Consider the following 26,631-nt stretch of genomic DNA (forward strand, 5'->3'; position numbering starts at 1 on the left):
GCACATCAAACCATCGGAGACATCAAGGGAGGAACCTGACCGATGAAAACCACTGCACTGATTACCGCAGCCGCGGCCGCCATGATGGCCGCCGCCCCGGCGATGGCGGACCTTTTCGTCCCCTCGCTGACCTACCGCTCGGGCCCCTACGCCGCCAACGGCATCCCGACGGCGGATGGCTATGCCGACTATTTCACCCTGCTCAACGAACGTGACGGCGGCATCGGCGGTGCCAAGGTCGCCTTCGAGGAATGCGAGACGGGCTACAACACCGAAAAAGGCGTGGAATGCTACGAGGCGGTGAAATCCAAGAACCCGCTGGCCATCCACCCCTGGTCCACCGGCATCACCTATCAGCTGATCCCCAAGGCGACGGCGGACGGCATCCCGGTTCACTCCGTGGGTTATGGCCGGACCTCGGCCAAGAACGGCGAAGTCTTCCGCTGGATCTTCAACTATCCGGCCAACTACTGGGACGGCGCATCGGTCGCGATCAGCCACATCCTGGACCAGGAAGGCGGCGATCTGAACGGCAAGAAGGTGGCGCTGGTCTACCACAACTCGGCCTTCGGCAAGGAACCGATCCGCACCCTGGAAGAGCTGGGCAAGATCCACGGCTATGAACTGAGCCTGCTGCCCGTCGACCACCCCGGTCAGGAGCAGAAGTCCCAGTGGCTGCAGATCCGCCGCGAACGGCCCGACTATGTCATCATGTGGGGCTGGGGCGTCATGAACCAGGTCGCCATCCAGGAAGCCGTGAACATCCGCTTCCCGATGGACCACTTCATCGGCATCTGGTGGTCCGGGTCTGAAAACGACGTGCGGCCGGCCGGCGAAGGCGCCAACGGCTACAAGGCGCTGACCTTCAACGGTCTCGACAAGGACTATCCGATCTTCGACGACCTGAAGAAATACGTCCATGACGCCGGCAAGGGCGCGGGTGCAGGCGATCAGGTCGGCACTGTGCTGTACATGCGTGGTCTTTATTCGGCCATGATGACCGCCGAGGCGATCAAGAAGGCGCAGGAGATCCACGGCACCCCCGACGTGACGCCCGCCATGGTGCGTGACGGCTACGAGAACCTGGATATCAATGCCGCGACCTACGAGGCCAACGGCCTGCCCGGCTTCGGTCCCGATATCAAGGGCTCGTGCCAGAACCACGGTGGCCAGGGCCTTGGCGCCGTGTCCCAGTGGGATGCCGCAGCGGACAAGTTCGTGCTGATCACCGACTACATCGAGTCGAACCAGGACGTGATCCAGCCGCTGATCGCCGAGGACAGCGAGGCCTACGCGACCGAATCCGGCATCACCCCGGGTTGCGAGTGATCTGACCACAGCCCCGGCCGGATCGCCCGGCCGGGGCACCCCACCAGAAGCCTTTTTGCAAGAGGATCGAACCAGATGCTGGATGCTGGCCAAACCCAGGAAAAACTTCTTGAGGTCAATAATATCGAGGTCATCTACAACCACGTGATCCTCGTGCTGAAAGGCGTGTCCCTGTCGGTGCCCAAGGGCGGCATTACCGCGCTTCTGGGCGGCAATGGCGCGGGCAAGACGACGACCCTGAAGGCCGTGTCGAACCTGCTGCATTCCGAACGTGGCGAGGTGACCAAGGGCACCATCACCTATCGCGGCGAACGCGTCGCGCACCTTGATCCGGCGCAGCTGGTCAAGAAGGGCGTCATCCAGGTGATGGAGGGCCGCCACTGTTTCGAACACCTTACGGTCGAGGAAAACCTGCTGACCGGCGCCTATACCCGGGGCGGCTCAAAGGGGGATGTCGACGCGGACCTGGACCTTGTCTACCAGTACTTCCCGCGCCTCAAGGAGCGCCGCAAATCGCAGGCGGGCTATACCTCGGGCGGGGAACAGCAGATGGTCGCGATCGGTCGCGCAATCATGTCGCGGCCCGAAACGGTGCTGCTGGACGAACCGTCGATGGGCCTTGCGCCGCAGCTGGTGGAACAGATCTTCGGCATCGTGAAGGACCTGAACGAAAAGGAAGGCCTGACCTTCCTGCTGGCCGAACAGAACACCAACGTGGCCCTGCGCTTTGCGCACTATGGCTACATCCTGGAATCCGGGCGCATCGTGATGGATGGCCCCGCGGCGGAACTGCGTGAAAACCCGGATGTGAAGGAATTCTACCTTGGCATGTCCGACGAGGGGCGTAAGTCGTTCCGGGATGTCCGGTCCTACCGCCGCCGCAAGCGCTGGCTGAGCTGAGGCCATGCTTCATTCGCGCGACAAGGGGATTCATTTCATGACCTATTTCGACACGCTGGAAACCCGGTCCGACGATCAGCGGGCCGAAGCGATTGCCGGGGATCTGCCCCGCCAGATCGCCGCCGCCAAGGCGCTTCCCGGCTATGCGGGCAGCCTGGCAGCGGTTGATCCGTCCGCGATCAAGACGGTCGCCGACCTGGCGGCGCTGCCGGTGCTGCGCAAGTCCGACCTGGGCGCGGCGCAGAAATCCGCACCGCCCTTCGGCGGGCTGACCACCCTGTCGCCCGGCAGTTTCGCGCATATCTTCCAAAGCCCCGGCCCGATCTACGAACCGGGCGGCGTGGGCCACGACTGGTGGCGCATGGGCCGCTTCCTGCACGCCGCAGGCGTCGGCAAGGGCGATATCGTCCAGAACTGCTTCGGCTATCACCTGACGCCCGCCGGCATGATCTTTGAAAACGGCGCGCGTGCCGTGGGGGCCGCCGTGCTGCCCGCAGGCACCGGTCAGACCGAACTGCAGGTGCAGGCGGCGCATGACATCGGTTGCACGGCCTATGCGGGCACGCCCGACTATCTGAAGATCATCCTCGACAAGGCGGACGAGATGGGGGTGCCGCTGAAATTCATGCGTGCGGTGGTTGGCGGCGGGGCGCTGTTCCCGTCGCTGCGTCAGGAATACGCCGATCGCGGCATCGCCTGTCTGCAAAGCTATGCCACCGCCGATCTGGGCAACATCGCTTATGAGAGCGACGCGATGGAGGGGATGATCGTCGACGAAGGCGTCATCGTCGAAATCGTCACGCCGGGCACCGGTGATCCGGTCGAACCGGGGCAGGTGGGCGAGGTCGTGGTGACCACGCTGAACCCCGACTATCCGTTGATCCGCTTTGCCACCGGCGATCTTTCGGCGGTCCTGCCGGGCATCAGCCCCTGCGGCCGCACCAACATGCGGATCAAGGGCTGGATGGGCCGCGCTGACCAGACCACCAAGATCAAGGGCATGTTCGTCCGACCCGAACAGGTCGCCGCACTGGTCGCCCGCCACGCCGAGGTCAAGCGCGCCCGCGTTCTGGCGCAACGGCAGGGCGAGATGGACGTGATGGTCGTGCAGATCGAGGCCGAGGGCGGCGAAGTCGGCGCCTATGAGAAATCGGTCGTGGACCAGCTCAAGATGAAGGGCCGGATCGAGATCGTGCCCGTCGGCAGCCTGCCGAACGACGGCAAGGTGATCGAAGATCAGCGGACCTACGACTGATTCACGCCCCAAGCTCAAGGCCCGATCTCACCCGGCCCGGCGGTGGCGTCGGGCCGCATTCAGGCCCATCCAACCGATTCGGAATCTCGGCATTGCGCCGACGGGGCTTGATCTTTGGTCAATTGCTATAGTTTGACGGGGATAACAAAAACCCGGACGAGGCCAAATGACCAAGTTGAAGAGCTTCCTGCTCGCATTCCTGCTTCTGCTGCCCGTTGCAGCCCTTGCGCAGGTCCTTCCCTCTGCGACCACCTCTGCCCCCGAGACGGCCGAGCAACCTGCGGAGCAACCCGCCGACAAGTCGAGCCTCGATCTGCTGCTCGAGGTGATCGAGGATGACAGCGCCCGGGCCAAGCTGGTCGACCAGCTGCGCGCCGCCGGGGCGACCGAAGAAGCTTCTCCGGATCAATTGGTCGAAACCCTGGCCGACGGGGCCGAAACCGCGACGCCGCCGGAAAACATCTCGTTCGGGCGCCGCATCGCGATCATCACGCAGGATGTGGCCGAAAGCCTGGCCGACCGGGCGACCGGGGCGTGGCAGTCCGTCACCAGTTCTCCGGCCGTGTTCGATGGTCTGAGCGGCAACGAATTCACCGTACTTCTCGACGCACTGAAGGATCTGGCGCTGGTGATCGCCGCCACGGTCGTCGTCTACGTGATCCTGCGCCGCATCGGCCGTGCGATCTATGGCCGTATGGGCAGCAGCGCCGCCGAAAGCAGCGCGATCCGCACCGTGATGCTGTACATCGCCTCGGGCGTCATCGACCTGCTGATCGTCATCCTTGCCTGGGCGGCGGGCTATGCCATCGCCACGCTGGTGCTGGGCAACTTTGGTCAGATCGGCATTCGGCAGACGCTGTACCTTAACGCCTTCCTGCTGGTCGAAACGGCCAAGGTGCTGCTGCGCCTGGTCCTCTCGCCGTCTTCGACCAACCTGCGACCGCTGCCGATTTCCGACCATGCGGCGCGCTATATGAATTCGCGCCTCGGCTTCCTGCTGGCGCTTGGCGGCTATGGTCAGCTGCTGGTCGTGCCGATCATCAACGCCAATGTCTCCTACGCCGCAGGGCGGGGGATTGCCGCGCTCTTTGCCTTTACCGTGCTGGCCTTCGCGGTCTGGCTGGTGCTGCGTAACCGCAAGTCTGTCGCGGACTGGATGACCGGGGACCGGGGCCGTGCGCCCGCGCTGTCCACCCCGGCCACGCCCGAGGCCGCGCAGGTCGCCGCCGACCCCGAAACGGCCATCGCCGCCGAAGCCGTCGTTCTTGACGACGACGCGGCCGGATTGGCCGACGACATGGCCGTGGTCTCTCCGTCGCGCCGCAAGGGCGTGCTGCACGCCTTGGCGACACACTGGCACTGGCCCGCGCTGGCCTATCTGTTCGTGATGTTCCTGATCGTGCTGGTGCGCCCCGGGGATGCCGTGTTCCGGGCCTTCCTGGCCTCGGGGCAGGTGGCCCTGATCGCGCTGGTCGGCGTCTTCGTTTCGGCCATGCTGAGCCGGGCCATGACCCACGGTGTCATCCTGCCCGAAGGCGTGACAGCCCGGATGCCCTTGCTTGAAGGGCGTCTGAACCGCTTTGTCCCCCGCGTGCTGTTCGTGCTGCGGCTGGTGATCGTGGTGCTGGTCGTGGCCTTCGCCATGTCGGCCATCGACCTGATCGACCTGCGGGGCTGGATGGCCAGCCAGATCGGCGTGCGCCTGACCGGCACGATCTTTTCGGTCGCGGCGGTGCTGCTGGTGTCCTTCTTCATCTGGCTCGCCCTGACGTCTTGGGTCGACTACCGGCTGAACCCGGAATTCGGCCAGGTGCCCTCGGCCCGTGAAAAGACCCTGCTGACCCTGCTGCGCAACGCTGCGACCATCGCGCTGGTGATCATCACCATGATGTTCGTGCTGGCCGAAATCGGGCTCGACATCGCGCCGCTGCTGGCCTCGGCCGGGGTGCTGGGCCTGGCCATCGGTTTCGGCGCCCAGAAGATGGTGCAGGACATCATCACCGGCATCTTCATCCAGTTCGAAAACGCGATGAACGTTGGCGACGTGGTCAGCGTCGGTGGCACCACCGGCACGGTCGAACGGCTGACGATCCGGTCGGTATCGCTGCGCGACGTGGCCGGGGCCTTCCACATCATCCCGTTCTCGTCGGTCGACATGGTCACCAACTACATGCGCGAGTTCGGCTATTTCGTCTGCGACATGGGCGTCGCCTACCGCGAGAATGTCGATGAGGTGAAACAAGCCATGCTGGACGCCTTCGAAGAGCTGCGTGCCGATCCCGATCAGGCCGAAGCCATCATGGGCGATCTGGAATGGTTCGGCGTGAACAGCTTTGGCGACAGTTCGGTCAACCTGCGGGCGCGCATCAAGTGCGTGCCGGGCAAGCAATGGGGCGTGGGCCGGGCCTACAACGAGATTCTCAAGCGGGTCTTCGACGACCGCGACATCGAGATCCCGTTCCCCTACCGCACGCTGGTGCTGGGCGAATCCAAGGACGGCAAGACCCAGCCGCTGCGCCTGACCCGCGACGGCGACACCCCGGCCGAGGCCTGATCGCATCGCATGAAACGACAAAGGGGCGCCGCCGGGCGCCCCTTTTCATGTCTGCGGTGTCGTGCCGTCAGGCGGTCATTCGCCCGCGATCCCTGCGTCGGCCATGCAACGGCGCAGCAGGGCCCGGGGGGCCGCATCGGGATCTTCGGTCAGCACGCAGTCGAAGGCCGTGTTCAGCGCCGCCTGATCGCACTCCAGCCGCGCATAGGTCGCGGTCAGACCGTCCAGCCGTGCGATGGCGCTGTCGACCTTGGCGGTGTCGGTGCCGCCAAGCGCCTGGATCATCTCGAGCCAGACAGACCCCGCCATCTGTCCCACCAGCGAACAGCGTCCCGCCGTCTGGGCCGACGCCACCGATGCCGTCAGGGACAAGGCGGCGAGCGATCCCAGTATTAGTCGTGTCATGCAAATGTCCTTCGGGTCAGGGCCAGTCCGCCCAGGGCCGCGATCAGCAGCAGCAGGGGCGCGGGCAACGGTACCGCAGGGACAGGCGCGGCGGCAAGGTTTGACACGGTCGATCCGGTGCCTGTGCTGCCACCCGAAGAGGATCCGCCGAAGGCCGACAGGGCCTGCTGCGTGCTGGCCGGGCCGACGAACCCGCCGGTCTGCGGATTGAACAGGAACTCGCCCGGGGTCGATCCGCCGCCGGCCTGCGGCTGCGTGCCGGCCACCGCGATGAAGCCATCGACAAAGCCGACGTCGCCGCCAAAGTCCGTCACGCCCGTGGGCGCCGACAGCCGCTGTACCAGGTCACCGGTCGAGGTATCGAACAGGTAGGCATAGCCCCGGCCGCCGCGATTGGGCGCGCCCACCAGCAACGACGATCCGCGCAGGGCCACCGCATAGCCGAAGCCGCTGCCGCCCTCGGGGTCCGACACCTTGCCGATCGCCGCGCCGGTCTTGCCGTCGAACAGGTAGACCGAACCCGATCCGCCAAGGGCCACCGTGTCGCCGTCGACGGCAATATCGGTGCCAAGGCCCGACTCGTCACCCGCAAGCGACAGGCGCACCAGCATTGCACCGGTGGCGGTGTCGAACAGATAGGTGCTCCCCGCCTCTTCGATCAGGCCAAGGTCATCCGACCGGGCAACCGCCACGCCGTCGCCGGTGCCGCACCCGACGGTCAGACGGCAGATCGCCTGTCGCACGAAGGTGTCGAAGGAAAAGCCGCCCCGCCCCTGATCAAGGATCCACGACAGAACGGAGGGAGAAAGCGCCGCGTCGACATCCGGCCCGCGCGTGTCGGGCTGGACCGACAGGGCGTTTGCACCGGTCGCCAGCGACAAACAGGCGGCAACCACGGCAATTGTTTTCGAAAACGGCTTCATAATGCACTCCACCCCATAAAATGGCAGGCCAAGGACGCTAGGGTCTTTAGCAGAATGTGTCAATTTTGTGGAAGGATTACGCTGCGTTTCGACTTTGGAAACCGGGGTGCGTCGGGGCGGCGTTCAGCAAGGCCCCAAAACAACAAAAGCCGCCCCTGGGGGCGGCTCAAGTCGTGTGCTCTGGCAAGTGCCTCAGCCCTGGCGGGCTTTGAACTTGCGCTGCGTCTTGTTGATCACATAGACGCGGCCCTTACGGCGCACGACGCGGCAATCGCGGTGGCGCTGCTTGAGCGAGCGGAGCGAGTTACGAACCTTCATGGGTCATCTCCTTCTTCGCGGCGCGGCGAGCGCCTGATTCGCGTTGTGACCCGAGGTCTTGCAGACCAAGGGCCGATGAATAATGGTGGGCGGTACAAGGATCGAACTTGTGACCCCTTCGATGTCAACGAAGTGCTCTACCGCTGAGCTAACCGCCCACGTCCTTTGCTGGTTCCCGCCCCTCAATCAAAAGGGGCGCGGGGTGCCCGCGCCGGTCCGCTGGTCTATAATCAGAGTCGCAGGGGGGATCAAGCCTTTTGGAAGCGGAATTTTTCGGTCTATGTTCGGGATATTGGAATAAGCATGACAAACCCCGCTTTCGACCTGTACCAGCCTGCGCGCGTGACCACGTCGGTGGTCTTTGCCTCTCCGCATTCGGGGCGGCACTATCCTGCGTCCCTGCTGCGCGAGTCCGTGCTGGACGCGCACCTGATCCGGTCCTCCGAGGACGCTTTCGTCGATACCCTGTTCGATCAGGCGCCCCTGCACGGCGCGCCCCTGCTGGCCGCGCGTGTGCCGCGCGCCTATGTCGATCTGAACCGCAGCATCGATGAACTGGACCCGGCGGTGGTCGACGGGGTGCGGCGCAATGGCCACAACCCACGCGTCGCCTCGGGGCTCGGGGTGATTCCCCGCGTGGTGGCAAACGGCCGGGCGATCTATCGCGGAAAGCTGAGCCTGGCGGAGGCGCGGGCGCGGCTCGACAGTTGCTGGCTGCCTTACCACGCGGCATTGCAGGGCCAGCTGGACCAGGCGCATCAACTGTTCGGCGAGGCGATTCTGATCGACTGCCATTCGATGCCCCGCGAGGCGCTGGATTGCGTCGTTCGCACCGGCGCCCGGCGGCCCGACGTCGTGCTGGGCGACCGCTTCGGCGCCTCTGCCGCCGCGCCCGTGGTGGACGAGATCGAGGCGATCCTGACCCGCGTTGGCCTGACCGTCGCCCGCAACGCGCCCTTTGCCGGGGCCTATGTCACCCAGCAATACGGCCGCCCCTCGCGGCGCCAGCACGCGGTGCAGCTTGAAATCGACCGCTCGCTTTACATGGACGAGGCGCGGATCACGCCACGCCCGGATTTCGAAGACTTCCGCGCCGTGATCGGCCAGGCGATTGCCGAGATGACGGAAATCGGACGCGCACTGCCCTTGGCGGCCGAATAACCCCGCGCGGGTTGATCACCCGGCCTGCGCACCCGATATCCCGAAGTCCGACCCAACAGGATATCCCATGCCCCAAGACACCCGCCCCGACGCGCCGCGCGTCGCCTTCGACAAAGACATGGCCAAGGGCTATGACGCCCGGAACAGCGCGCTTGCACCGATTTCCGACAACATGCACTTCCTGATCCAGCTTGCGCTGGACGATCTGCCCGACACCGCCCGCGTCCTGTGCATCGGTGTCGGCACGGGGGCCGAGATCCTGTCGCTGGCCCGCGCCCGGCCCGGTTGGCGCTTTGTGGGCGTGGACCCGTCATCCGCCATGCTGGACGTCTGCCGTGACCGCCTTGAAGCCGAGGGGCTGATGGACCGTTGCGAGCTGATCGAAGGTTACGTGCAGGACGCGCCCTCTGACACATTCGACGTGGTGCTGTCGGTGCTGGTGGCGCATTTCATCCAGCGCGCCGACCGCCCGGCCTTCTACACCGCGATCCGCGAACGGGTGAAACCCGGTGGCGCCTATGTCACCGCCGAGATCTGTCAGGACTTTGACAGCCCCGACTATCCCGTGCTGCTGGAGAACTGGAAACGCGTGCAGGCCCGCATGGGGGCCACGCCCGAATCGCTGGAAAAACTGCCCGAGCTTCTGCGCACCAACCTGGGCGTCCTGTCCCCGCACGACACCCGCGCGCTTCTGGGGGCGGCGGGCTTCACCCGGGTCACCGGATTCTATCAGGCAGTGATGATCCGGGGCTTCATCGCGCAGGGCTGAGGTGCAGACAGAAAAGCCCCCCGGAGTGTCCGGGGGGCTGATCCGTGGCACCGGCGCCGTTCAGGAAACGCGCGAACAGGACGAACGGGCCGGTGCCTCCCCCCGAACGCGAGGGGATGGTGGGGGCAGGGGGTTATTCCCCCCCGCCAAGCTGGTGCACATAGGTTGCCACGGCGCGGATCTGCGCTTCGGTCAGGCGCGGACCCCATGCGGGCATCTGGCCATACCGCGCGTTCACCACCGTTTCGTGGATCGTCGCGTAGTCCCCGCCATAGAGCCAGATCGCATCCGCCAGGTTCGGCGCGCCCTGCGCCCGATCCCCGGTGGCGTCCTCGCCATGGCACGAGGCGCAGTTGTCGGCATAGACCGTCGCCCCGGCCTCGACGACAGAGGCATCCTGCGGATCGCCCGACAGCGACATGACATAGTTCACCACCGCGTCGATATCGCCTTTCTCAAGCAGGTCGTCGCGGCCGAAGGCGGGCATTTCGGACTGCCGCAGATAGTCGCCTTCTGCGTCCTCGGCCTGGCGGATGCCGACGGTGATCGTCTCGTGGATCGTCTCGATATCGCCACCCCAGAGCCAGTCGTCGTCCAGCAGGTTGGGATAGCCCTTGGCACCGGCCGCGCCCGACCCGTGACACTGCGCACACCAGGTCATGAAGACCGCCGCACCCGCGTTCTGGGCATAGCTGTTCAGGTCCGCGTCCGCCGCGATCTCGGTCAGCTCGACCGAGGCGAGCCGGTCGTTGATCGCGGCGTTGGACTGGTTGACCGCCTCGATGTCGGCGGCGACCTCTGCGCGGGTCGAATGGCCCAGGATCCCGGCGGTCGCCTGATTCACCAGCGGCCAGGCGGGATAGAGGATCGTGTAGATCACCCCCCAGACGATGCAGGCATAGAAGGTCCAGAGCCACCAGCGGGGCAGGGGCGTGTTCAGCTCCTCGATCCCGTCCCAGCTGTGACCGGTCGTGCCGTGTTTCTCTCTCAGATCGCTCATCTCAGGCCTCCTTATCGACCTGGCGCCCGGCGGCGGGCCTTGTTTCATGTCGGAACGGGATCTCGGCCGTATCGGCGTATGTCTTGCGGCTTCCCGGCCGGAAGACCCACAGGATCACGCCGCCGAAAAAGGTGAAGAGCGCCAGCAGCATCCAGCTGTCCGCGAATTCCCGAAGGATGGAATAGGTGTCCATGATCGCCCCCTTAACGGCTTGCGTCCGGCGTGAAGGTCGAGAAATCGACCAGCGTGCCGAGCATTTGAAGATAGGCGACCAGGGCATCCATTTCGGACACCCCCGGCCGGGCGTCGAAGTTGCGCACCTGCGCGGTGTCGCCATAACGTTCGACCAGCCCGTCCCAGTCGCTGTCCGGATCGGCCTGGGCGGCAAAGTCCGCCTGGGCGTTGTCCAGCATCTCTTCGGTGTAGGGGACGCCGACGAAGGCATGGGTCGCCATCACGTCCTGGATGTATTCCCCGTCGATCAGCGTGTTTTCGAGGTAGCCATATTTCGGCATCACCGATTCCGGCACCACCGACTGCGGATCGCGCAGGTGGTCGACGTGCCATTCGTCCGAATAGCGGCCGCCCACTCGGGCCAGGTCAGGACCTGTCCGCTTGGATCCCCACTGGAACGGATGGTCGTACATCGACTCAGCCGCCAGCGAATAGTGGCCGTACCGTTCCACCTCGTCCCGCATCGGCCGGATCATCTGGGAATGGCAGACATAGCAGCCCTCCCGGATATAGATGTCCCGGCCCGTCAGTTCGAGCGGCGTGTAGGGGCGCATCCCCTCGACTTCCTCGATCGTGTTCTCGAGGTAGAAGAGCGGGGCGATTTCCACGATGCCGCCGATGGTCACGACGAAGAAAGACCCGGCCAGAAGAAGTGTCGCGTTCTTCTCAAGCACCTTGTGTCTGTCAAGAATACCCATTGTCCTGTCTCCTTATTCCGCAGGCACGAGGCTGTCGTTGGTGGCCAGTTCCGGCTGACGGGTGACCGTCAGCCAAAGGTTGATGCACATGATCACCGCACCGGCGAGGAACATCACGCCGCCCAGGGTCCGCACCACGTACATCGGGAACTTTGCGGCCACCGTGTCGGCGAAGGAGTTCACGAGGAACCCGTTCGCATCCACTTCACGCCACATCAGGCCTTCCATGATGCCGGTCACCCACATCGACGCGGCGTAGAGAACGATCCCGATCGTGGCGAGCCAGAAGTGCCAGCTGACCATCGACAGGCTGTAGAGCCGTTCGCGGTTCCACAGTTTCGGCACCAGGTAGTAGAGCGCCCCGAAGGTGATCATGCCGTTCCAGCCAAGCGCACCGGAATGCACGTGCCCGATCGTCCAGTCGGTGTAATGCGACAGCGAGTTCACGGCCTTGATCGACATCATCGGACCTTCGAAGGTCGACATGCCGTAGAAGCCGACCGCGATCACCATCATCCGGATCACCGGATCGGTGCGCAGCTTGTCCCATGCGCCCGAGAGCGTCATCAGGCCGTTGATCATGCCACCCCAGCTGGGCATCCACAGCACGACCGAGAACACCATGCCAAGGGTCGAGGCCCAGTCGGGCAGCGCGGTGTAATGCAGGTGGTGCGGACCGGCCCAGATGTAGATGAAGATCAGCGCCCAGAAGTGGATGATCGACAGCTTGTAGGAATAGACCGGGCGTTCGGCCTGCTTGGGGATGAAGTAATACATCATGCCCAGGAAGCCCGCCGTCAGGAAGAAGCCCACGGCGTTGTGGCCGTACCACCACTGGGTCATGGCATCCTGCACGCCGGCAAAGACCTGCACCGATTTCGACCCCCAGATCGACACCGGGATCGACAGGTTGTTGACCACGTGCAGCAGGGCGACGGTGACGATGAAGCTCAGGTAGAACCAGTTGGCCACGTAGATGTGCGGCTCTTTCCGCTTGATGATCGTGCCCAGGAAGACGGCCAGGTAGACCACCCAGACCACGGTCAGCCACAGGTCCACGTACCATTCCGGTTCCGCGTATTCCTTGGACTGCGACCCGCCCAGCACATAGCTCAGCGCCGCCATCACGATGAACAGCTGATAGCCCCAGAACACGAACCACGCCGCGTTCCCGCCCCACAGCCGCGCGGCCGAGGTCCGCTGCACCACGTAGAACGAGGTCGCGATCAGCGCGTTACCGCCAAAGGCGAAGATCACCGCGCTGGTGTGCAGCGGCCGCAGTCGCCCGAAGTTCAGATATCCCTGCGCCCATTCGAAATTGAGCACGGGAAAGGCCAGCTGGGCGGCGATCACGATGCCGACCAGAAAGCCGACCACGCCCCAGAAGGCGGTGGCGATCACGCCAAAGCGCACCACCCCGTCCATGTAATCACCGGACAGATCGGGCGCAGGCCCTTCGTCTCCGGCGGTTCGCAGCGTCATCAGGAAAAGGATGCCGGCAGTCAGCATGACCACCAGCATGTTCACCATATACGCCAGATCGCGCGCGTAATTGGCCGCGATTGCCCCGAACAGGGCAGTCAGGCCAAGCGCGACAAGCTTCAATGTATGTGTCATTTCGCGTCCCTTCGTCAGTCCTAGGCAGGGAATCCCCCCGTCGTCAGGCGTATCGACGGTCCGCTTATGGAAGCAGGCGGCGCCCCCCGGCTTTGATCTGCGTCAACCTGCGGGCGGAGAGTTCTTGACGCGGATCAAGGCGCTGCCCGGCGCGGCGCGACAGGATGGCAGGGCAAGCACATAGTGCAGGAGGACCCCCCGATGACCATCAAGGCCGTTTCCACCATCATCACCGACAAGGCCCTGGCCAAACCGCTGATCGATGCCGCCGCTGCCGTGGCCGCGACGCATGACGCGCACCTCGACGCCTACTGTCTGGGTGTCGATCGCAGCCAGATGGACTACTACTATGCCGGCGCCAATGCGATGATCCTGCAAGAGGCGATCGCACGGGCCGGCGAAGAGGCCGAGGAGATCGACGCCGAGGTCAAGCGCCTGCTGGCGATGACCGGGGTCAGGTGGGCCACCGATACCGGCGTCACCCAGATGGCCGACCTGGGCCGCCGCGTGGCGCAGCATGCCCGCTTTTCCGACCTGGTGATCCTGCCCAAGCCCTACGGCAAGGATCGCGGCGCCGACCTGGAACCTATGGTCGAGGCCGCGATGTTCGATGGCCGCGCGCCGGTGATGATCGTGCCCGAGGCCGCCGATGTTTCGACCCTGCCGCGATCGGCGCTGCTGTGCTGGAACGAAAGCCGGGAAGCGCTGGCCGCGATCAAGGCCGCGCTGCCGCTGCTGCGGGCGGCGGACACGGTGCATATCTGTGTCATCGACCCGCCGGTCCACGGGCCCAACCGGTCCGACCCCGGTGGCCAGCTGGCCGTCTGGCTGGCCCGCCACGGCATCCGCGCCGAAATCGACGTGATCGCCCGCACCCTGCCGCGTGTCTCGGACGTGATCCGCAGGCACGCCGAGGACAAGGGCGCCGAGATGATCGTCATGGGGGCCTACGGGCATTCGCGCTTCCGCGAGGCCATCCTGGGCGGCGCGACGCGCCACATGCTGGAAGATACGGACGTGCCTGTGTTCATGGCGCATTGACCCGACACCCGCGCACCAGCCGTTTCACGCCGGGGCCGCAGGCGACCCCGGCGCGAAATGCCTCCGGCGGAGGTATTTTCGACCAGAAGAAGACAGGTCCACCCCCTGCGGCCAGCGCAGGGGGCTTCTCCTGGTGCGGTCATCGGCGCCTCCGCCTGTACCGCAATCTCAGCAGGCCATGATTCTGGTTAGCGAACCGTTACCGCTTCTTCTGGTCAGAAATACCTAAACCGCGCGCAACGGATTTCGCCTGTCGCGACGACTGGGGTTTGGGGGGCCGCAGCGCAGTCGACGTGCGTCAGTTCAGCAGGCCACCGTCGCTGTCATCGCCCGCCTCTTCCATCAGGCGGTCCATGTCCGGCACGATCACGTGGCGCTTGCCTTCCAGCTGGATGACGCCGTCTTTCTTCAGGGCCGAGATCTGGCGGCTGACCGTTTCCAGCGTCAGCCCCAGATAGTCGGCCATGGCTTCGCGGGTCAGGGGCAGGTCGAAGGTCACCATCCCGTCGGCCCGGGCCATGTGCAGCGCCGCATCGCGCCGCCCGATGATGGCCAGAAGCGACGCGATCTTTTCCCGCGCGGTCTTGCGGCCCAGCACCAGCATCCATTCGCGTGCGGCGTCCAGTTCATCCAGCGTCATCTGCAGCAGACGCTGCGCGATATGCGGCGTGGTTTCCATCATCTGCTCGAACGGCTTCTTGCGGAAACAGCACATCACCAGGTCGGTGGTCGCGACGACATCATAAGCCGCGGTGCTGCGCCCCGGCCGCCCGACGAAATCCGACGGCAGCAGAAGGCCCACCATCTGGGTGCGGCCGTCCTCCATCGTCTGGGTCAGCGATGCGATGCCTGACACGACCGATCCGACGAATTCCATCCGGTCGCCGGACCAGATGATCCGCTGCCCGGCCTCGTAGCTGCGATAGTACTTGATGCCCTCGAGCATCTCGAGCTCGTCGGCCTCGCACCGTGCACAGACCGCGCGATGACGGATCGGGCACTCTTCGCAATCGTGGAAACCGGCGGGTTTTTCTTTGAGCAACATGGTAATTTCGCGCGCTTGATCTGCGTCAATGTCAGGGGTGTGACGCTTGCCTTAACGCTAGGCGCATGATTGGGAAAACGCAACTTCACAGGCTGGGACTGTTTGACGCGAAAGTGCCGCGGTACACCAGCTATCCGACCGCCCCGCATTTCAACACTGAAATCGGGCCGGACCGGTTTGCAAGCTGGATCCGCGCCGTGCCCGTGGGCGGCGAGGTCTCTCTCTATATTCACGTGCCCTTCTGTCGGCGGCTGTGCTGGTTCTGCGCCTGCCGCACGCAGGGCACGCAAAGCCGCGATCCGGTGGCCGCCTATCTTGAGGTGCTGAAGGCCGAACTGCGGCTTCTGGCGCAACACCTGCCCCAGGGCGTGCGCCTGTCGCGCCTGCACTGGGGCGGCGGCACGCCCACCCTGCTGGAACCTGCCATGATGGAGGAACTGGCCGGGGCCATCGCCGAGGTTGCAAGCTTTGCCCCGGGCTACGAATTCTCGGTCGAGATCGATCCGAACGAGATCGACGCCGACCGGCTGGCCGTGCTGGCGCGGGCGGGGATGAACCGGGCCTCGATCGGGGTGCAGGACTTCGATCCCGAGATCCAGGCCTGCATCGGCCGTGAACAGGGCTACGAGGCCACGCGGGACGCCGTGCTGGCAATCCGCGCGGCCGGGGTGCACAGCCTGAACGCCGATATCCTTTATGGTCTGCCGCACCAGACCGGCGCGAAGATCACCGATTCGGTGCAGAAGCTGCTGTCGCTGTCGCCCGATCGTGTGGCGCTTTACGGCTATGCCCATGTGCCCTGGATGGCGCGGCGGCAGACGATGCTGCCCTCGGACGCCCTGCCGACGCCGACCGAGCGGCTTGACCTGTTCAACACCGCCCGGCAGCTCTTTGACTGGGACGGCTATGACGAGATCGGGATCGATCACTTTGCCCTGCCGACCGATGGCCTGTCCTGGGCGCAGAAGTCCGGCCGGCTGCGGCGCAATTTCCAGGGCTACACCGACGACCAGGCCGAGGTGCTGATCGGCATCGGGGCGTCCTCGATCTCGCGCTTTCCGCAGGGCTATGCGCAGAACGCCCCCGCGACCTCGGCCCATATCGCGGCGATCCGCGACGGGCGGTTCTCGACTGCGCGCGGGCATGCCTTTGACGGCGAAGACCGGCTGCGCGCCCGCATCATCGAGGCGCTGATGTGCGATTTCCGCGTGAACAGCGCCGAGCTGATCGCGGATTTCGGACAGGACGCCCAGGTGCTGCGAGGTCTGTTCGACCAGGTCAACGCCGACTTCGAAGGCCTGCTTCGGGTCGATGGCACCGGGCTTGAGATCCCCGAACCGGCGCGGCCGCTGACCCGGATGATTGCGCAGGCCTTCGACACCTACGACGGGGCGCTGGCGCGGCATTCCTCGGCGATCTGAACTCTCCGGTTGCGGTGTGGCCGCGACCGGATCACAGTCCGGGCGATCTGACAAAGGACCCGCCCATGACCCGCCGCCCCTTCACCCAGCTTGATGTCTTCTCGGCCGTGCCTCTCATGGGCAATCCGCTGGCCGTGGTGCATCGCGCCGACGGGCTGTCGGATGCGCAGATGGCGCGCTTTGCCAATTGGACCAACCTGTCGGAAACCACCTTCCTGACAGAGCCGCCCGAGGGTGCGGATTACGCCGTGCGGATCTTCACCCCCGCGCGCGAATTGCCCTTTGCCGGGCATCCGACCCTGGGCAGCTGCCACGCCTGGCTTGCCGCCGGGGGCCAGCCGAAGGGCGGGACGATCATCCAGTCCTGTGCCGCCGGTCTGATCCCGATCCGCCGCGATGGCGCTCGGCTGGCGTTTCGTGCGCCGCCGCTGGTCCGCTCGGGCCCGGCCGACGACGAGGTGCGCGCCCGCATACTGGCCGGCACCGGCCTGCCCCCCGAGGCGATCGAGGCCGTCGAGTGGATCGACAATGGCCCCGGCTGGTGTGGCGCCCTGCTGCGCGACGTGCAGGCCCTGCGATCGGTCACGCCCGATTACGCCGCGCTGGGCGGGCTGAAGCTGGGGCTGGTCGCCCGTGCGCCGTCGGATGCGGGCTGGGATTTCGAACTGCGCGCCTTCACCTCGTCCTACGAGGATCCGGTGACCGGATCGCTGAACGCCTCGGTCGGGCAATGGCTGATGCGGACGGGGGTGGCGACGGGCGATTACGTGGCCGCGCAGGGCGCCGCGCTTGGCCGCGACGGGCGGGTGCATGTGACCCGCGACGGGGGCGAGATCTGGGTCGGCGGCGACGTGACGGCCTGCATCGAGGGCACGGTGACGATCTGATCCCGTCCCGGACCGGCGCTGCGCCCGAGAAAAACGCCCGGTCGAAGCCGAGCGTTTTCAGTTACATGCAGTCCGAAACCCTTACGGCTTCAGCGCCATCAGACCCTTGAGGATATCGACCGCATAGGCCAGCTGATAATCCTCGTCGCGCAGCTTGGCGGCTTCTTCGGCCTCGGCGCGCTCTTCCTCGATCTGGCGGATTTCGTCTTCCGACAGGCTGTCGTTGTTCAGCGCCCCGCGCAGGTCAGCTTCGGACCGGCTGCGGCGTGCGGCCGAGGTGTCCTCTTCTTCCTCGGTCTCAGGCGCGCGGCGCGGCTGTTGCACGATGATGTCCGGTGACACGCCAAGCGACTGGATCGACCGGCCCGAGGGCGTGTAGTAGCGCGCGGTGGTCAGGCGCATCGCGCCGTCCCCGCGCAGCGGCATCACCGTCTGGACCGACCCCTTGCCGAAGGACTTGGTGCCCACGACGATGGCGCGGCGGTGATCCTGCAGTGCGCCCGCGACGATTTCCGAGGCCGAGGCCGAGCCGCCGTTGATCAGCACCACGATCGGCTTGCCGTTGATGATGTCGCCTTCGGTGGCGTTGAACCGTTCGCCGTCCTCGGGGTTGCGACCCCGGGTCGACACGATTTCACCGGCGTCAAGGAAGGCATCCGCCACCTTGATCGCCTGCGTCAGCAGACCGCCGGGGTTGTTGCGCAGGTCCAGCACGATGCCGTCGAGGTTGTCCAACCCGCCGGCCGCCTCGATCTCGCGCTCAAGCCCCTCGGTCAGGTTGGGCGTGGTCTGGTCGTTGAAGGTGGTGACACGCGCCACGACCGCCTTGCCTTCGGTGCGCACGCGGGCCGCCGTCAGCTTGATGGTGTCGCGGATGATCGACACGTCGAAGGGTTCGGCCTCGCCCTCGCGGACGATGGTCACGACGATCTCGGACCCGACCGGGCCGCGCATCAGATCGACCGCTTCGTCCAGCGTCAGGCCCAGCAGGCTTTCGCCATCAACGTGGGAAATGAAGTCGCCCGCCTCGACGCCAGCTTCGGCTGCCGGAGTCCCATCCATCGGGGACACGACCTTGACGAAGCCGTCTTCCTGCGTGACCTCGATGCCCAGCCCGCCGAATTCGCCGCGCGTCTGCACCCGCATCTGCGCCGCGTCATCGGGTGACAGATAGCTGGAATGCGGATCAAGCGAGGTCAGCATGCCGTCGATCGCCGCCTCGATCAGTTCCGAGGGTTCGACCTCTTCGACATATTGCGCACGGATGCGTTCGAAGATGTCGCCGAACAGGTCAAGCTGTTCGTAGACGTTGGAATTCCGGGTGCTGTCCTGCGCCAGAAGGGGGGCGGCGACCTGGGTGGATGCCAGCAGACCGGCGGTTACGCCCACGATGCCTGCCACGAGATGCTTTTTCATGTGCCTCATTCCTCGATGCCACGGAACCACGCTGCGGGGTCCTGCGGGGTATTGTCTTGTCTGACTTCCATATAGAGCGTTTCGCTGCGCCCGTTACCAGAGCCTTCCGTCGACCCGTCCGCCGTCAACAGCGCGTCAAGATCGGGGTCGTCACCCCCCATCAGACCAAGCGGCGCGCCCGCGGCCACGATATCACCCGAGGCACCATAGACAACGTCCAGTCCGGCGAACACGAAAAGAATGCCGGTTTCGGGCTCAAGAATGATCACGTTTCCAAGATCGAGAAGCGGACCACGATAGCGGATGGTCGCCGCCGTGGGCGAAGTCACAAGGGCCCGGGGGCGGGTGGCCAGCACGACGCCCGCGCGGGTGATCCCGGCGGCATCGGCCTCTCCGGCGCGGCGCAGGACACGGCCCTGCACGGGCAGGGGCAGATCGCCCTTGCGCGCGGTGACCGGCGGCAGGTCAAGGTCGCGTTCGCTGTCGGTGATGTCGGCAAGCCCCGAGGCAAAGGCAGATAATGTCTCGGTCGAGGCGATCAGAAGCGCGGTCTTGATCGGATCCTCGGTGAACTTGCGTGGCAGGTCGGTGCGATCCGCGATGGCCTGGCTCAGGTCCGTGCGCGCCTCTTGCACGCCGCGCAGGCCGTCGGCCAGCGTGCGTGCGGCGCTTTCCTGCAGCTGCCGCAGCACGCGCACCTCGTTCAACTGGCCACGCAGCTGGGCGGCGCGGGCATCCAGCGCGCGCGACACATCCGCCACGATCATCGCCGACCGGGCCGTGCCGACCGCGCCCGAGGGGTGCAGGAAGACCACCGGTGTTCCGGTGCCGCCCATGACCTCGAGCGTGCCGAGAAGCTGCGCGATCTCTCCGTCGCGCGAGGCCAGGTCGGCGGCCAGCACGGCCTCGCGCGCCGACACCTGTCGCAGGCCTTCGCGCATCGCGGCCAGCCCGTCCTCGAAGGCGCGGGTGGTTTCGGTCAGCGCCGCGACCCGGTCCGGCGCCTCGTCCGCCGCATCCAGCATCGCCGTCGCCCGTTCGATCGCCTGCATCGCCGCCGTGGCCGCCGCCGCCGTGTCGCTTTGCGCCCGCAGCCCGCCGGGCAGCGCCAGTGCAAGGACCAGCGCAGCGATCAGGGCAAGAAGGCGGGCGGTGCGGGTCATGCGATCAGGCTTTCCCCCGTCATCTCGTCCGGTTTGGGTAGCCCCATCAGGTCCAGCAGCGTCGGGGCCAGATCGGCCAGCCGCCCGGCCCGCAGGGTCGCGCCCGCCGGTCCGCCGATCAGCGCCACGGGCACCAGGTTGGTCGTATGCGCGGTATGAGGCCCGCCGGTCACCGGATCGACCATGACCTCGCAATTGCCGTGATCGGCCGTCAGGATCATCGCGCCGCCCGCCTGTTCCAGCGCCGCCAGCACGCGCGCCAGCCCGCGATCCACCGCCGCACAGGCCGCCATCGCGGCCTTCAGATCCCCGGTGTGGCCGACCATGTCTGGGTTGGCGTAGTTGGTGACGATCAGGTCGTAGCCCTTTTCGATCGCGGCGACGAACTGGTCCGTGACCTCTTCCGACGACATCTCGGGCTGCAGGTCATAGGTGGCGACCTTGGGCGAGAGGGGCATGAACCGGTCTTCGCCCGCCTTCACGTTCTCGACCCCGCCATCGAGGAAGAAGGTCACATGCGGATATTTCTCGGTCTCGGCCAGCCGGAACTGGGTCTTGCCCTGTTTCGCGACCCATTCGCCAAGCGTGTTCACGATCTCCTGCTTGGGATAGCAGGTGGTCATGTAGGCGTTATGCGCCTCGGAGTAGTCGACCATCCCCAGCAGCGCCGCCCAGTCGGGGCGCGGCCCGGTGTCGAAGGCCGAAAACCCCGGCTCGCCCACGGCGCTCAGGATCTCGCGCGCGCGGTCGGCGCGGAAATTGAGACAGAAGAAACCGTCGCCGTCCTGCGCGCCCCTGTAGCCGCCGATCACCGTGGGGGTGATGAATTCATCCGTTTCGCCGTTCTCGTAGCCGCGGGTGATGGCCGCATGGGCCGTGGCGCACTTCTGACCCGCGCCGTTGATCATGGCGGCATGCGCCTCGGCCACGCGGTCCCACCTGTTGTCGCGGTCCATCGCGTAGTAGCGCCCCGAGAGGCTGGCGATGGCGGCATTTTCCGGCAGCGCGTCTTCGAGGTCGGAGAGATAGCTGTAGGCGGACTTGGGCGCGACATCGCGCCCGTCGGTCACGGCGTGGAAGGCCACCGGCACACCGGCCCCGGCGATGGCCGCGATCGCCGCCTTGATGTGGTCGACATGCCCATGCACCCCGCCGTCGGACATCAGCCCCATGACATGGGCCGTGCCGCCGCTGGCTTTCAGCTTGTCGATGAAGGCGGTGAGTGCGTCGTTACGGGCGAACGACCCGTCCTCGATCGCCAGGTCGATCTGGCCCAGGTCCATCGCCACCACCCGGCCCGCTCCGATATTGGTGTGCCCCACCTCGGAATTGCCCATCTGTCCGCGCGGCAGCCCGACGTCCGGCCCATGCGTCACCAGCGTGGCGTTCGGGCAGGTCGCCATGATCCGGTCATAGGTCGGCGTGTCGGCCAGATGCGGGGCGTTGGCCTCGGTCCGGTCGGACAGGCCCCATCCGTCGAGAATGCACAGGACGACGGGTTTCGGTGTGCTCATGCTGACTGCTCCGGCCTTTTTCGGGGCCTGTTTAGCGGGGATGGGCGCGGGGGTGAAGGTGCCTCTGAGGCAAAGCGCAAGGGGCGCTGCCCCTCATGAGCCCGTGCGGGCTCATTCACCCCGAGGTATTTTCGACCAGAAGAAGAGGGGCGGAAGTAGAGGGCCTGAGGGCGCGCGCGGCTCACACCCGGTGATAGGGCGACCCGGCCAGGATCGTGGTGGCGCGGTAGATCTGTTCGGCCAGCATGGCGCGGGCCAGCATGTGCGGCCAGACCATCTTGCCGAAGGACAGGCTGTGGTCGGCGCGGGCGCGCAGCGCGGGGTCGATCCCGTCCGCGCCGCCGATGACGAAGGCGGTGTCCTGCGTGCCATCATCCCGCCAGCCCGCCAGCAAGTCGGCAAACTCCGGCGATGTCATCAGGGTGCCGCGTTCGTCGAGCGCGATGATCCGGGCGTTCGTGGGCAGGGCGCGATCCAGCAGTGCGGCCTCGGCCGTCATGCCGCTGCCCTTCTTGTCCTCGACCTCGGTCACCGTGACGGGGCCCAGCCCGAGGGCACGACCCGTGCGGGTCGCGCGGGTCAGGTAGTCGTCGATCAGATCGGCCTCGGGCCCCTTGCGCAGGCGCCCGACGGCGCAGATCGTCAGTTTCACGCGGGCGTCAGGCGTGGGTGGCGTCGGACTTGGACGGCATCCACATCTTTTCAAGCTGGTAGAATTCGCGCACCTCGGGGCGGAACACATGCACCACCACGTCGCCGGTGTCGATCAAGACCCAGTCGCCGGTTTCCTTGCCTTCGATCTTCGCGGTGAAGCCGTAGGTCTGCTTGATGCGGTCGACCAGCTTTTCCGCGATCGCGGCCACCTGGCGCGAGGAGCGCCCGGAGCAGACGACCATGAAGTCGCCCATGGAAGACCGGCCGCGCAGGTCGATCTGCACGATGTCTTCGGCCTTGTCGTCGTCGAGGGAGGTCAGGATCAGCTCCAGCAGGGATTCGCTGATCGACTGGTCATGCGCCGTCATCGCGGCGCCCTTGGGAGCGGTGTCTGCCGCTGCAAGTTGAAGTGACAGGACATTGTCCTCCTTGTGGCGCGCCGCCTGAGTCCCGGCGCTGGACATGGATCAAAGGTAACATCGCGCCGATGTCTTTTCAATGAACCCGCGGCGCATCGGCGTCAATCGGGCGCTTTCGCCGGATCGTTCAGCACCCGCACCTCACGCTGCGGGAAGGGAATCGAGATGCCATGCGCCTGAAACGCGTCCCAGAGCGCGAGGTAGACATTGCCCCGGATGTTGGTCAGCCCGCCCGTGGGGTCGCGGATCCAGAAGCGCAGGATGTAGTCGACCGAACTGTCGCCGAAGCCGACGATATGGCAGACCGGGGCCTTGTGGCCCAGCACCCGGTCCACGCTCTGCGCGGCCTCGATCGCGACCTTGCGCACGAGGTGCGGATCGTCGCCGTAGGCGGTGCCGAAATAGATGTCGAGCCGGACGAAATCATCCGAATGCGACCAGTTGACCACCTGTCCGGTGATCAGGTCCTCGTTCGGGATCAGGTATTCCTTGCCGTCGCGGGTGACGACCGACACGTAGCGTGCCCCGAGCGAATTGATCCAGCCGAAGGTTTCCCCGAGGGAGATCACGTCGCCGGGCTTCACCGACTTGTCGAGCAGGATGATGATGCCGGACACCAGGTTCGACACCACCTTCTGCAGGCCGAAGCCCAGGCCCACGCCGATCGCGCCCGACAGCACCGCAAGACCCGTCAGATCGACGCCCACGGTTTTCAGCCCGATGAACAGCGCGAGCCCGTACAGCAGCAGCTGCAGGAACTTGACCACCAGCACCCGCATCGATGGGCTGATGTCCTCGACCCGGCTGATGTTGGCGGCCGAGGCGTGGCTGAGGAACCGCGCGACCGTGAAGAGCGCGGTCAGCAGCACCACCGCCTGCAGCACCATCCAGAGCGTGATCTGGGTCTCGCCGATCCCGATGCCGATGCTGGTGAACAGTGCCTGCGCCTCGTCGGTGAGGCCAAGGATCACCAGCGTCACCCAGATCCAGCCACCCACCCGAACGATGCTGCGCAGGGCATTGTTGGCGATGATCCGGGTGGCCAGCGCAATGACCAGCCAGGCGAAGGCAAGGCTGCCGATCACGCCCAGCAGATAGGACCGCGACGGCCAGGTGACTTCGCGCATGATCCAGATGACGGGCCAGATCAACGCAACGAAGATCAGCAGCCGCATCCGTCGGTGCACCAACAGCGCGGCCCGCAGCCGCCACTTGGGCCAGCCGTCGCGTGTCCTCAGCCAGTCGTGATACCGTGGCCCGATCGCCTTCGTCAGGATCGCGGCCGCGATTACCAGCCCGATGGCGATCAGGATCTGGTAGGCATTCCACGGACGCAGCAACCCGTTCAGAAAGACCTCGGCCTGTGAATACAGGCTTTGCGCGATGTCCTGCGCGACCTCGACCGTGTCATTCATGGGCAGCCCCTCCTGCTGGGAAGTGTCGGCAGCAAGGCACGGGAAAGCAAGGCTTTTGGGTCGGGGGGCGTTTTGCTTACTTGATGCTGTTGGCACTGGCCGTCTTGCGACTTGTGCGCCGACGCAAGGGCTGATCGGCCCAACCTGACCATTTGTCGAGCTGCCGTCCTGACGGCACTGGCTCGATTTTTTTTGGCGGATGCTTCGTCGGCCCCCCGTCGATCCGGCGAACCCGTCGCTGCAGGCGGCACCTGCGTCAGACCCTTGCGGGACTCGGTCGACAGTAGTATCTCAACCGCATGACACGGATTTTCGACATGGACGACCGCGCGCGCCTGCCCTGGCGCTTTTACGGTGCCGCCCGCACGGTGCTGGCCTCGCTATGAGTCCGCGCCGCGTGCAGCCGTGACGGCGCACGCACGTCCCCGAGCCAAGTATTCACACAGCCAAAGAACGGGAGAGGACCCATGTCCCCCAAGACGCTCTATGACAAGATCTGGGATGCGCATGTCGTATCCGAAGACGCGGACGGCACCTGCCTTCTGTATATCGACCGCCACCTCGTGCACGAGGTCACCAGCCCGCAGGCCTTCGAAGGGCTGCGCATGTCGGGCCGCAAGGTGCGCGCGCCGGAAAAGACCATCGCCGTGCCGGACCACAATGTGCCGACCACGCTGGACCGCGACAATGCGGATACCATGAACGAAGACAGCCGCATCCAGGTGGCCGCGCTCGACAAGAACGCCAAGGAGTTCGGCGTGCACTACTACCCGGTGTCGGATGTCCGCCAGGGCATCGTGCACATCGTCGGCCCCGAACAGGGCTGGACCCTGCCGGGCATGACCGTCGTCTGCGGTGACAGCCACACCGCCACCCACGGCGCTTTCGGTTCGCTCGCCCACGGCATCGGCACGTCCGAGGTCGAACACGTGCTGGCCACCCAGACGCTGATCCAGAAGAAGTCCAAGAACATGAAGGTCGAGATCACCGGCAAGCTGCGCCCCGGTGTGACCGCCAAGGACATCACCCTGTCCGTCATCGGCGCCACCGGCACCGGCGGCGGCACCGGCTATGTCATCGAATATTGCGGCGAAGCGATCCGCGATCTGTCGATGGAAGGCCGGATGACCGTCTGCAACATGGCGATCGAAGGCGGCGCCCGCGCCGGCCTGATCGCGCCGGACGAAACCACCTTCAACTACGTCAAAGGCCGCCCGCATGCCCCCAAGGGCGCACAGTTCGAGGCCGCGCTGGACTGGTGGAAGACGCTTTATTCCGATGACGATGCGCATTGGGACAAGGTCATCACCATCAAGGGCGAAGACATCGCACCGGTTGTCACCTGGGGCACCTCGCCCGAGGATGTGCTGCCGATCGACGCCGTGGTCCCCGCGCCCGAGTCGTTCAAGGGCGGCAAGGTCGACGCGGCACGCCGGTCGATCGAATACATGGGCCTGACGCCGGGCCAGAAACTGTCGGACATCGAAATCGACACCGTCTTCATCGGGTCCTGCACCAACGGCCGGATCGAGGATCTGCGCGCCGCGGCCGCGATCCTGAAGGGCAAGAAGATCAAGGACGGCATGCGCGCCATGGTCGTTCCGGGCTCTGGCCTCGTCCGTGCGCAGGCCGAAGAGGAAGGGCTGGCCGACATCTTCAAGGAGGCCGGTTTTGAATGGCGCCTTGCGGGCTGTTCCATGTGCCTGGCGATGAACCCCGACCAGCTGGCCGAGGGCGAACGCTGCGCCTCGACCTCCAACCGGAACTTCGAAGGGCGTCAGGGCTACAAGGGCCGCACGCACCTCGTGTCCCCGGCAATGGCGGCGGCTGCGGCCGTGACCGGTAAACTCACCGACGTGCGGGAGATGATGTAATGGAAAAGTTCGAAAAAGTGTCCGGCATCGCGGCGCCCATGCCGCTGGTCAACATCGACACCGACATGATCATCCCCAAGGAGTTCCTGAAGACGATCAAGCGGTCCGGCCTGGGCGTGCATGCCTTTGACGAGATGCGCTATGACCGTCAGGGCAACGAGATCCCCGATTTCGTGCTGAACAAGCCGCAGTACCGCGACGCCTCGATCATCGTGGCGGGCGACAACTTCGGCTGCGGATCGTCGCGCGAACACGCCCCCTGGGCGCTGGCGGATTTCGGCATAAAGGTGATCGTCTCGACCTCCTTCGCCGACATCTTCTACAACAACTGCTTCAAGAACGGCATGCTGCCGATCGTGCTTCCGCAGGAACAGGTCGACGTGCTGATGAAGGACGCGGAAAAGGGCGCCAATGCCCGGATGGAAGTCGATCTTGAGGCGCAGACGATCTCGACCTCGGACGGCGAAGTCTTCTCGTTCGACATCGACCCGTTCAAGAAGCATTGCCTGATCGAAGGGCTCGACGATATTGGCCTGACGCTTGAGAAGGTGTCGGCCATCGACACCTTTGAAACCGCGGCAGCCCAGGCCCGTCCCTGGGTCTGACGACACGAAGTCGG

At 65.5% G+C, this 26,631-nt stretch carries 25 protein-coding genes and 1 tRNA gene; 11 read left to right on the forward strand and 15 right to left on the reverse strand.

From position 1 onward, the window contains the following. Positions 1–42: 42 nt before the first annotated feature. From E4S58_RS00395 to E4S58_RS00410, 4 genes are all read left to right on the forward strand, one after another. Complete coding sequence (locus E4S58_RS00395; RefSeq protein WP_136634354.1) at positions 43–1,329, forward strand: ABC transporter substrate-binding protein; 1,287 nt, start codon at positions 43–45, stop codon at positions 1,327–1,329. Positions 1,330–1,404: 75 nt separating this feature from the next. After that, positions 1,405–2,229 carry an ABC transporter ATP-binding protein gene (locus E4S58_RS00400; protein WP_136634355.1) on the forward strand — a complete coding sequence of 275 codons (825 nt, stop codon included), beginning with the start codon at positions 1,405–1,407 and terminating at the stop codon, positions 2,227–2,229. Between the two features lie 37 nt (positions 2,230–2,266). Continuing rightward, positions 2,267–3,484 (forward strand): phenylacetate--CoA ligase family protein, encoded by a 1,218-nt coding sequence (locus E4S58_RS00405; RefSeq protein WP_136634356.1) that lies wholly within the window; start codon positions 2,267–2,269, stop codon positions 3,482–3,484. 166 nt (positions 3,485–3,650) lie between these two features. Further along, a complete protein-coding gene (locus tag E4S58_RS00410; RefSeq protein ID WP_136634357.1) occupies positions 3,651–6,038 on the forward strand; it encodes a mechanosensitive ion channel domain-containing protein in 2,388 nt (795 codons plus the stop codon). 75 nt (positions 6,039–6,113) lie between these two features. On the opposite strand, the gene E4S58_RS00415 is transcribed toward E4S58_RS00410, so the two are convergent. The 4 genes from E4S58_RS00415 to E4S58_RS00430 form a co-directional block, all read right to left on the reverse strand. Further along, complete coding sequence (locus tag E4S58_RS00415; RefSeq protein WP_136634358.1) at positions 6,114–6,443, reverse strand: ERF family protein; 330 nt, start codon at positions 6,441–6,443, stop codon at positions 6,114–6,116. Beyond that, on the reverse strand, positions 6,440–7,366 hold the full coding sequence (locus tag E4S58_RS00420; RefSeq protein WP_136634359.1) for a PQQ-binding-like beta-propeller repeat protein: 927 nt from the start codon (positions 7,364–7,366) through the stop codon (positions 6,440–6,442). Before E4S58_RS00420 ends, E4S58_RS00415 begins: the two co-directional genes overlap by 4 nt. Before the next feature lie 192 nt (positions 7,367–7,558). Further along, a complete protein-coding gene (ykgO, locus tag E4S58_RS00425) occupies positions 7,559–7,684 on the reverse strand; it encodes a type B 50S ribosomal protein L36 (RefSeq protein ID WP_007255499.1) in 126 nt (41 codons plus the stop codon). An 83-nt stretch (positions 7,685–7,767) separates the two neighbouring features. Continuing rightward, a tRNA-Val gene (locus E4S58_RS00430) sits at positions 7,768–7,842 on the reverse strand. Positions 7,843–7,987: 145 nt separating this feature from the next. Between E4S58_RS00430 and E4S58_RS00435 the strand changes: the two genes are divergently transcribed. Continuing rightward, positions 7,988–8,845, forward strand: a complete 858-nt coding sequence (locus tag E4S58_RS00435; RefSeq protein WP_136634360.1) for an N-formylglutamate amidohydrolase — start codon at positions 7,988–7,990, stop codon at positions 8,843–8,845. A 67-nt stretch (positions 8,846–8,912) separates the two neighbouring features. Continuing rightward, a complete protein-coding gene (locus E4S58_RS00440) occupies positions 8,913–9,614 on the forward strand; it encodes a class I SAM-dependent methyltransferase (RefSeq protein WP_205965334.1) in 702 nt (233 codons plus the stop codon). A gap of 133 nt (positions 9,615–9,747) precedes the next feature. Here the strand turns inward: E4S58_RS00440 and ccoP are convergent, their stop codons facing one another. From ccoP to ccoN, 4 genes are read right to left on the reverse strand one after another with little or no spacing between them, the layout of a single operon-like run. Then, a complete protein-coding gene (gene ccoP, locus E4S58_RS00445; protein WP_136634361.1) occupies positions 9,748–10,614 on the reverse strand; it encodes a cytochrome-c oxidase, cbb3-type subunit III in 867 nt (288 codons plus the stop codon). Position 10,615: 1 nt separating this feature from the next. After that, positions 10,616–10,807, reverse strand: a complete 192-nt coding sequence (locus E4S58_RS00450; protein WP_136634362.1) for a cbb3-type cytochrome c oxidase subunit 3 — start codon at positions 10,805–10,807, stop codon at positions 10,616–10,618. Positions 10,808–10,817: 10 nt separating this feature from the next. Continuing rightward, on the reverse strand, positions 10,818–11,546 hold the full coding sequence (ccoO, locus tag E4S58_RS00455; RefSeq protein WP_136634363.1) for a cytochrome-c oxidase, cbb3-type subunit II: 729 nt from the start codon (positions 11,544–11,546) through the stop codon (positions 10,818–10,820). A gap of 12 nt (positions 11,547–11,558) precedes the next feature. Next, positions 11,559–13,163: a cytochrome-c oxidase, cbb3-type subunit I gene (gene ccoN, locus E4S58_RS00460; protein WP_136634364.1), complete on the reverse strand. Its 1,605-nt coding sequence runs from the start codon at positions 13,161–13,163 to the stop codon at positions 11,559–11,561. Positions 13,164–13,364: 201 nt separating this feature from the next. Between ccoN and E4S58_RS00465 the strand changes: the two genes are divergently transcribed. Then, a complete protein-coding gene (locus E4S58_RS00465; RefSeq protein ID WP_136634365.1) occupies positions 13,365–14,204 on the forward strand; it encodes a universal stress protein in 840 nt (279 codons plus the stop codon). 298 nt (positions 14,205–14,502) lie between these two features. Here the strand turns inward: E4S58_RS00465 and fnrL are convergent, their stop codons facing one another. Continuing rightward, positions 14,503–15,249, reverse strand: coding sequence for a transcriptional regulator FnrL (gene fnrL / locus E4S58_RS00470; RefSeq protein ID WP_136634366.1), 747 nt, complete (start codon positions 15,247–15,249; stop codon positions 14,503–14,505). Positions 15,250–15,314: 65 nt separating this feature from the next. Here fnrL and hemN point away from each other — a divergent pair, with 65 nt between their 5' ends. Together hemN and E4S58_RS00480 are read left to right on the forward strand one after the other, a co-directional pair. Beyond that, entirely contained in the window at positions 15,315–16,670 is a 1,356-nt protein-coding gene (gene hemN, locus E4S58_RS00475) for an oxygen-independent coproporphyrinogen III oxidase (protein WP_136634367.1), read from the forward strand. A gap of 65 nt (positions 16,671–16,735) precedes the next feature. Further along, positions 16,736–17,557 carry a PhzF family phenazine biosynthesis protein gene (locus E4S58_RS00480; protein WP_136634368.1) on the forward strand — a complete coding sequence of 274 codons (822 nt, stop codon included), beginning with the start codon at positions 16,736–16,738 and terminating at the stop codon, positions 17,555–17,557. Positions 17,558–17,638: 81 nt separating this feature from the next. Here E4S58_RS00480 and E4S58_RS00485 read toward each other — a convergent pair whose 3' ends face one another. The 6 genes from E4S58_RS00485 to E4S58_RS00510 all read right to left on the reverse strand — a co-directional run bounded on the left by E4S58_RS00485 (position 17,639) and on the right by E4S58_RS00510 (position 24,138). Continuing rightward, complete coding sequence (locus E4S58_RS00485; RefSeq protein WP_136634369.1) at positions 17,639–18,973, reverse strand: S41 family peptidase; 1,335 nt, start codon at positions 18,971–18,973, stop codon at positions 17,639–17,641. A gap of 5 nt (positions 18,974–18,978) precedes the next feature. Next, the gene (locus E4S58_RS00490; protein ID WP_136634370.1) at positions 18,979–20,136 is read right to left on the reverse strand and encodes a murein hydrolase activator EnvC family protein; all 1,158 of its coding nucleotides are present in this window, start codon (positions 20,134–20,136) and stop codon (positions 18,979–18,981) included. After that, on the reverse strand, positions 20,133–21,650 hold the full coding sequence (gene gpmI / locus E4S58_RS00495) for a 2,3-bisphosphoglycerate-independent phosphoglycerate mutase (RefSeq protein WP_136634371.1): 1,518 nt from the start codon (positions 21,648–21,650) through the stop codon (positions 20,133–20,135). Before gpmI ends, E4S58_RS00490 begins: the two co-directional genes overlap by 4 nt. Before the next feature lie 181 nt (positions 21,651–21,831). After that, the gene (rlmH, locus tag E4S58_RS00500) at positions 21,832–22,302 is read right to left on the reverse strand and encodes a 23S rRNA (pseudouridine(1915)-N(3))-methyltransferase RlmH (RefSeq protein WP_136634372.1); all 471 of its coding nucleotides are present in this window, start codon (positions 22,300–22,302) and stop codon (positions 21,832–21,834) included. Positions 22,303–22,309: 7 nt separating this feature from the next. Then, complete coding sequence (gene rsfS / locus E4S58_RS00505; protein WP_136634373.1) at positions 22,310–22,768, reverse strand: ribosome silencing factor; 459 nt, start codon at positions 22,766–22,768, stop codon at positions 22,310–22,312. Positions 22,769–22,824: 56 nt separating this feature from the next. Next, positions 22,825–24,138, reverse strand: coding sequence for a mechanosensitive ion channel family protein (locus E4S58_RS00510; RefSeq protein ID WP_136634374.1), 1,314 nt, complete (start codon positions 24,136–24,138; stop codon positions 22,825–22,827). A 467-nt stretch (positions 24,139–24,605) separates the two neighbouring features. Between E4S58_RS00510 and leuC the strand changes: the two genes are divergently transcribed. Beyond that, entirely contained in the window at positions 24,606–26,012 is a 1,407-nt protein-coding gene (gene leuC, locus E4S58_RS00520) for a 3-isopropylmalate dehydratase large subunit (RefSeq protein WP_136634375.1), read from the forward strand. Then, on the forward strand, positions 26,012–26,617 hold the full coding sequence (gene leuD / locus E4S58_RS00525) for a 3-isopropylmalate dehydratase small subunit (protein WP_136634376.1): 606 nt from the start codon (positions 26,012–26,014) through the stop codon (positions 26,615–26,617). The genes leuC and leuD overlap by 1 nt, the downstream gene beginning before the upstream one ends. Positions 26,618–26,631: the final 14 nt, after the last annotated feature.

This window comes from Pseudooceanicola onchidii (genome assembly GCF_004959925.1).
In the GTDB taxonomy this organism is placed as follows: Bacteria; Pseudomonadota; Alphaproteobacteria; order Rhodobacterales; family Rhodobacteraceae; genus Pseudooceanicola; species Pseudooceanicola onchidii.

Bases quoted from the DNA above. Each gene is read 5' to 3' on its own strand.
- E4S58_RS00395 (WP_136634354.1), top strand. From the start codon at position 43: ATGAAAACCACTGCACTGATTACCGCAGCCGCGGCCGCCATGATGGCC.
- E4S58_RS00400 (WP_136634355.1), top strand. From the start codon at position 1,405: ATGCTGGATGCTGGCCAAACCCAGGAAAAACTTCTTGAGGTCAATAAT.
- E4S58_RS00405 (WP_136634356.1), top strand. From the start codon at position 2,267: ATGACCTATTTCGACACGCTGGAAACCCGGTCCGACGATCAGCGGGCC.
- E4S58_RS00410 (WP_136634357.1), top strand. From the start codon at position 3,651: ATGACCAAGTTGAAGAGCTTCCTGCTCGCATTCCTGCTTCTGCTGCCC.
- E4S58_RS00415 (WP_136634358.1), bottom strand. From the start codon at position 6,443: ATGACACGACTAATACTGGGATCGCTCGCCGCCTTGTCCCTGACGGCA.
- E4S58_RS00420 (WP_136634359.1), bottom strand. From the start codon at position 7,366: ATGAAGCCGTTTTCGAAAACAATTGCCGTGGTTGCCGCCTGTTTGTCG.
- ykgO (WP_007255499.1), bottom strand. From the start codon at position 7,684: ATGAAGGTTCGTAACTCGCTCCGCTCGCTCAAGCAGCGCCACCGCGAT.
- E4S58_RS00435 (WP_136634360.1), top strand. From the start codon at position 7,988: ATGACAAACCCCGCTTTCGACCTGTACCAGCCTGCGCGCGTGACCACG.
- E4S58_RS00440 (WP_205965334.1), top strand. From the start codon at position 8,913: ATGCCCCAAGACACCCGCCCCGACGCGCCGCGCGTCGCCTTCGACAAA.
- ccoP (WP_136634361.1), bottom strand. From the start codon at position 10,614: ATGAGCGATCTGAGAGAGAAACACGGCACGACCGGTCACAGCTGGGAC.
- E4S58_RS00450 (WP_136634362.1), bottom strand. From the start codon at position 10,807: ATGGACACCTATTCCATCCTTCGGGAATTCGCGGACAGCTGGATGCTG.
- ccoO (WP_136634363.1), bottom strand. From the start codon at position 11,546: ATGGGTATTCTTGACAGACACAAGGTGCTTGAGAAGAACGCGACACTT.
- ccoN (WP_136634364.1), bottom strand. From the start codon at position 13,163: ATGACACATACATTGAAGCTTGTCGCGCTTGGCCTGACTGCCCTGTTC.
- E4S58_RS00465 (WP_136634365.1), top strand. From the start codon at position 13,365: ATGACCATCAAGGCCGTTTCCACCATCATCACCGACAAGGCCCTGGCC.
- fnrL (WP_136634366.1), bottom strand. From the start codon at position 15,249: ATGTTGCTCAAAGAAAAACCCGCCGGTTTCCACGATTGCGAAGAGTGC.
- hemN (WP_136634367.1), top strand. From the start codon at position 15,315: ATGATTGGGAAAACGCAACTTCACAGGCTGGGACTGTTTGACGCGAAA.
- E4S58_RS00480 (WP_136634368.1), top strand. From the start codon at position 16,736: ATGACCCGCCGCCCCTTCACCCAGCTTGATGTCTTCTCGGCCGTGCCT.
- E4S58_RS00485 (WP_136634369.1), bottom strand. From the start codon at position 18,973: ATGAAAAAGCATCTCGTGGCAGGCATCGTGGGCGTAACCGCCGGTCTG.
- E4S58_RS00490 (WP_136634370.1), bottom strand. From the start codon at position 20,136: ATGACCCGCACCGCCCGCCTTCTTGCCCTGATCGCTGCGCTGGTCCTT.
- gpmI (WP_136634371.1), bottom strand. From the start codon at position 21,650: ATGAGCACACCGAAACCCGTCGTCCTGTGCATTCTCGACGGATGGGGC.
- rsfS (WP_136634373.1), bottom strand. From the start codon at position 22,768: ATGTCCAGCGCCGGGACTCAGGCGGCGCGCCACAAGGAGGACAATGTC.
- E4S58_RS00510 (WP_136634374.1), bottom strand. From the start codon at position 24,138: ATGAATGACACGGTCGAGGTCGCGCAGGACATCGCGCAAAGCCTGTAT.
- leuC (WP_136634375.1), top strand. From the start codon at position 24,606: ATGTCCCCCAAGACGCTCTATGACAAGATCTGGGATGCGCATGTCGTA.
- leuD (WP_136634376.1), top strand. From the start codon at position 26,012: ATGGAAAAGTTCGAAAAAGTGTCCGGCATCGCGGCGCCCATGCCGCTG.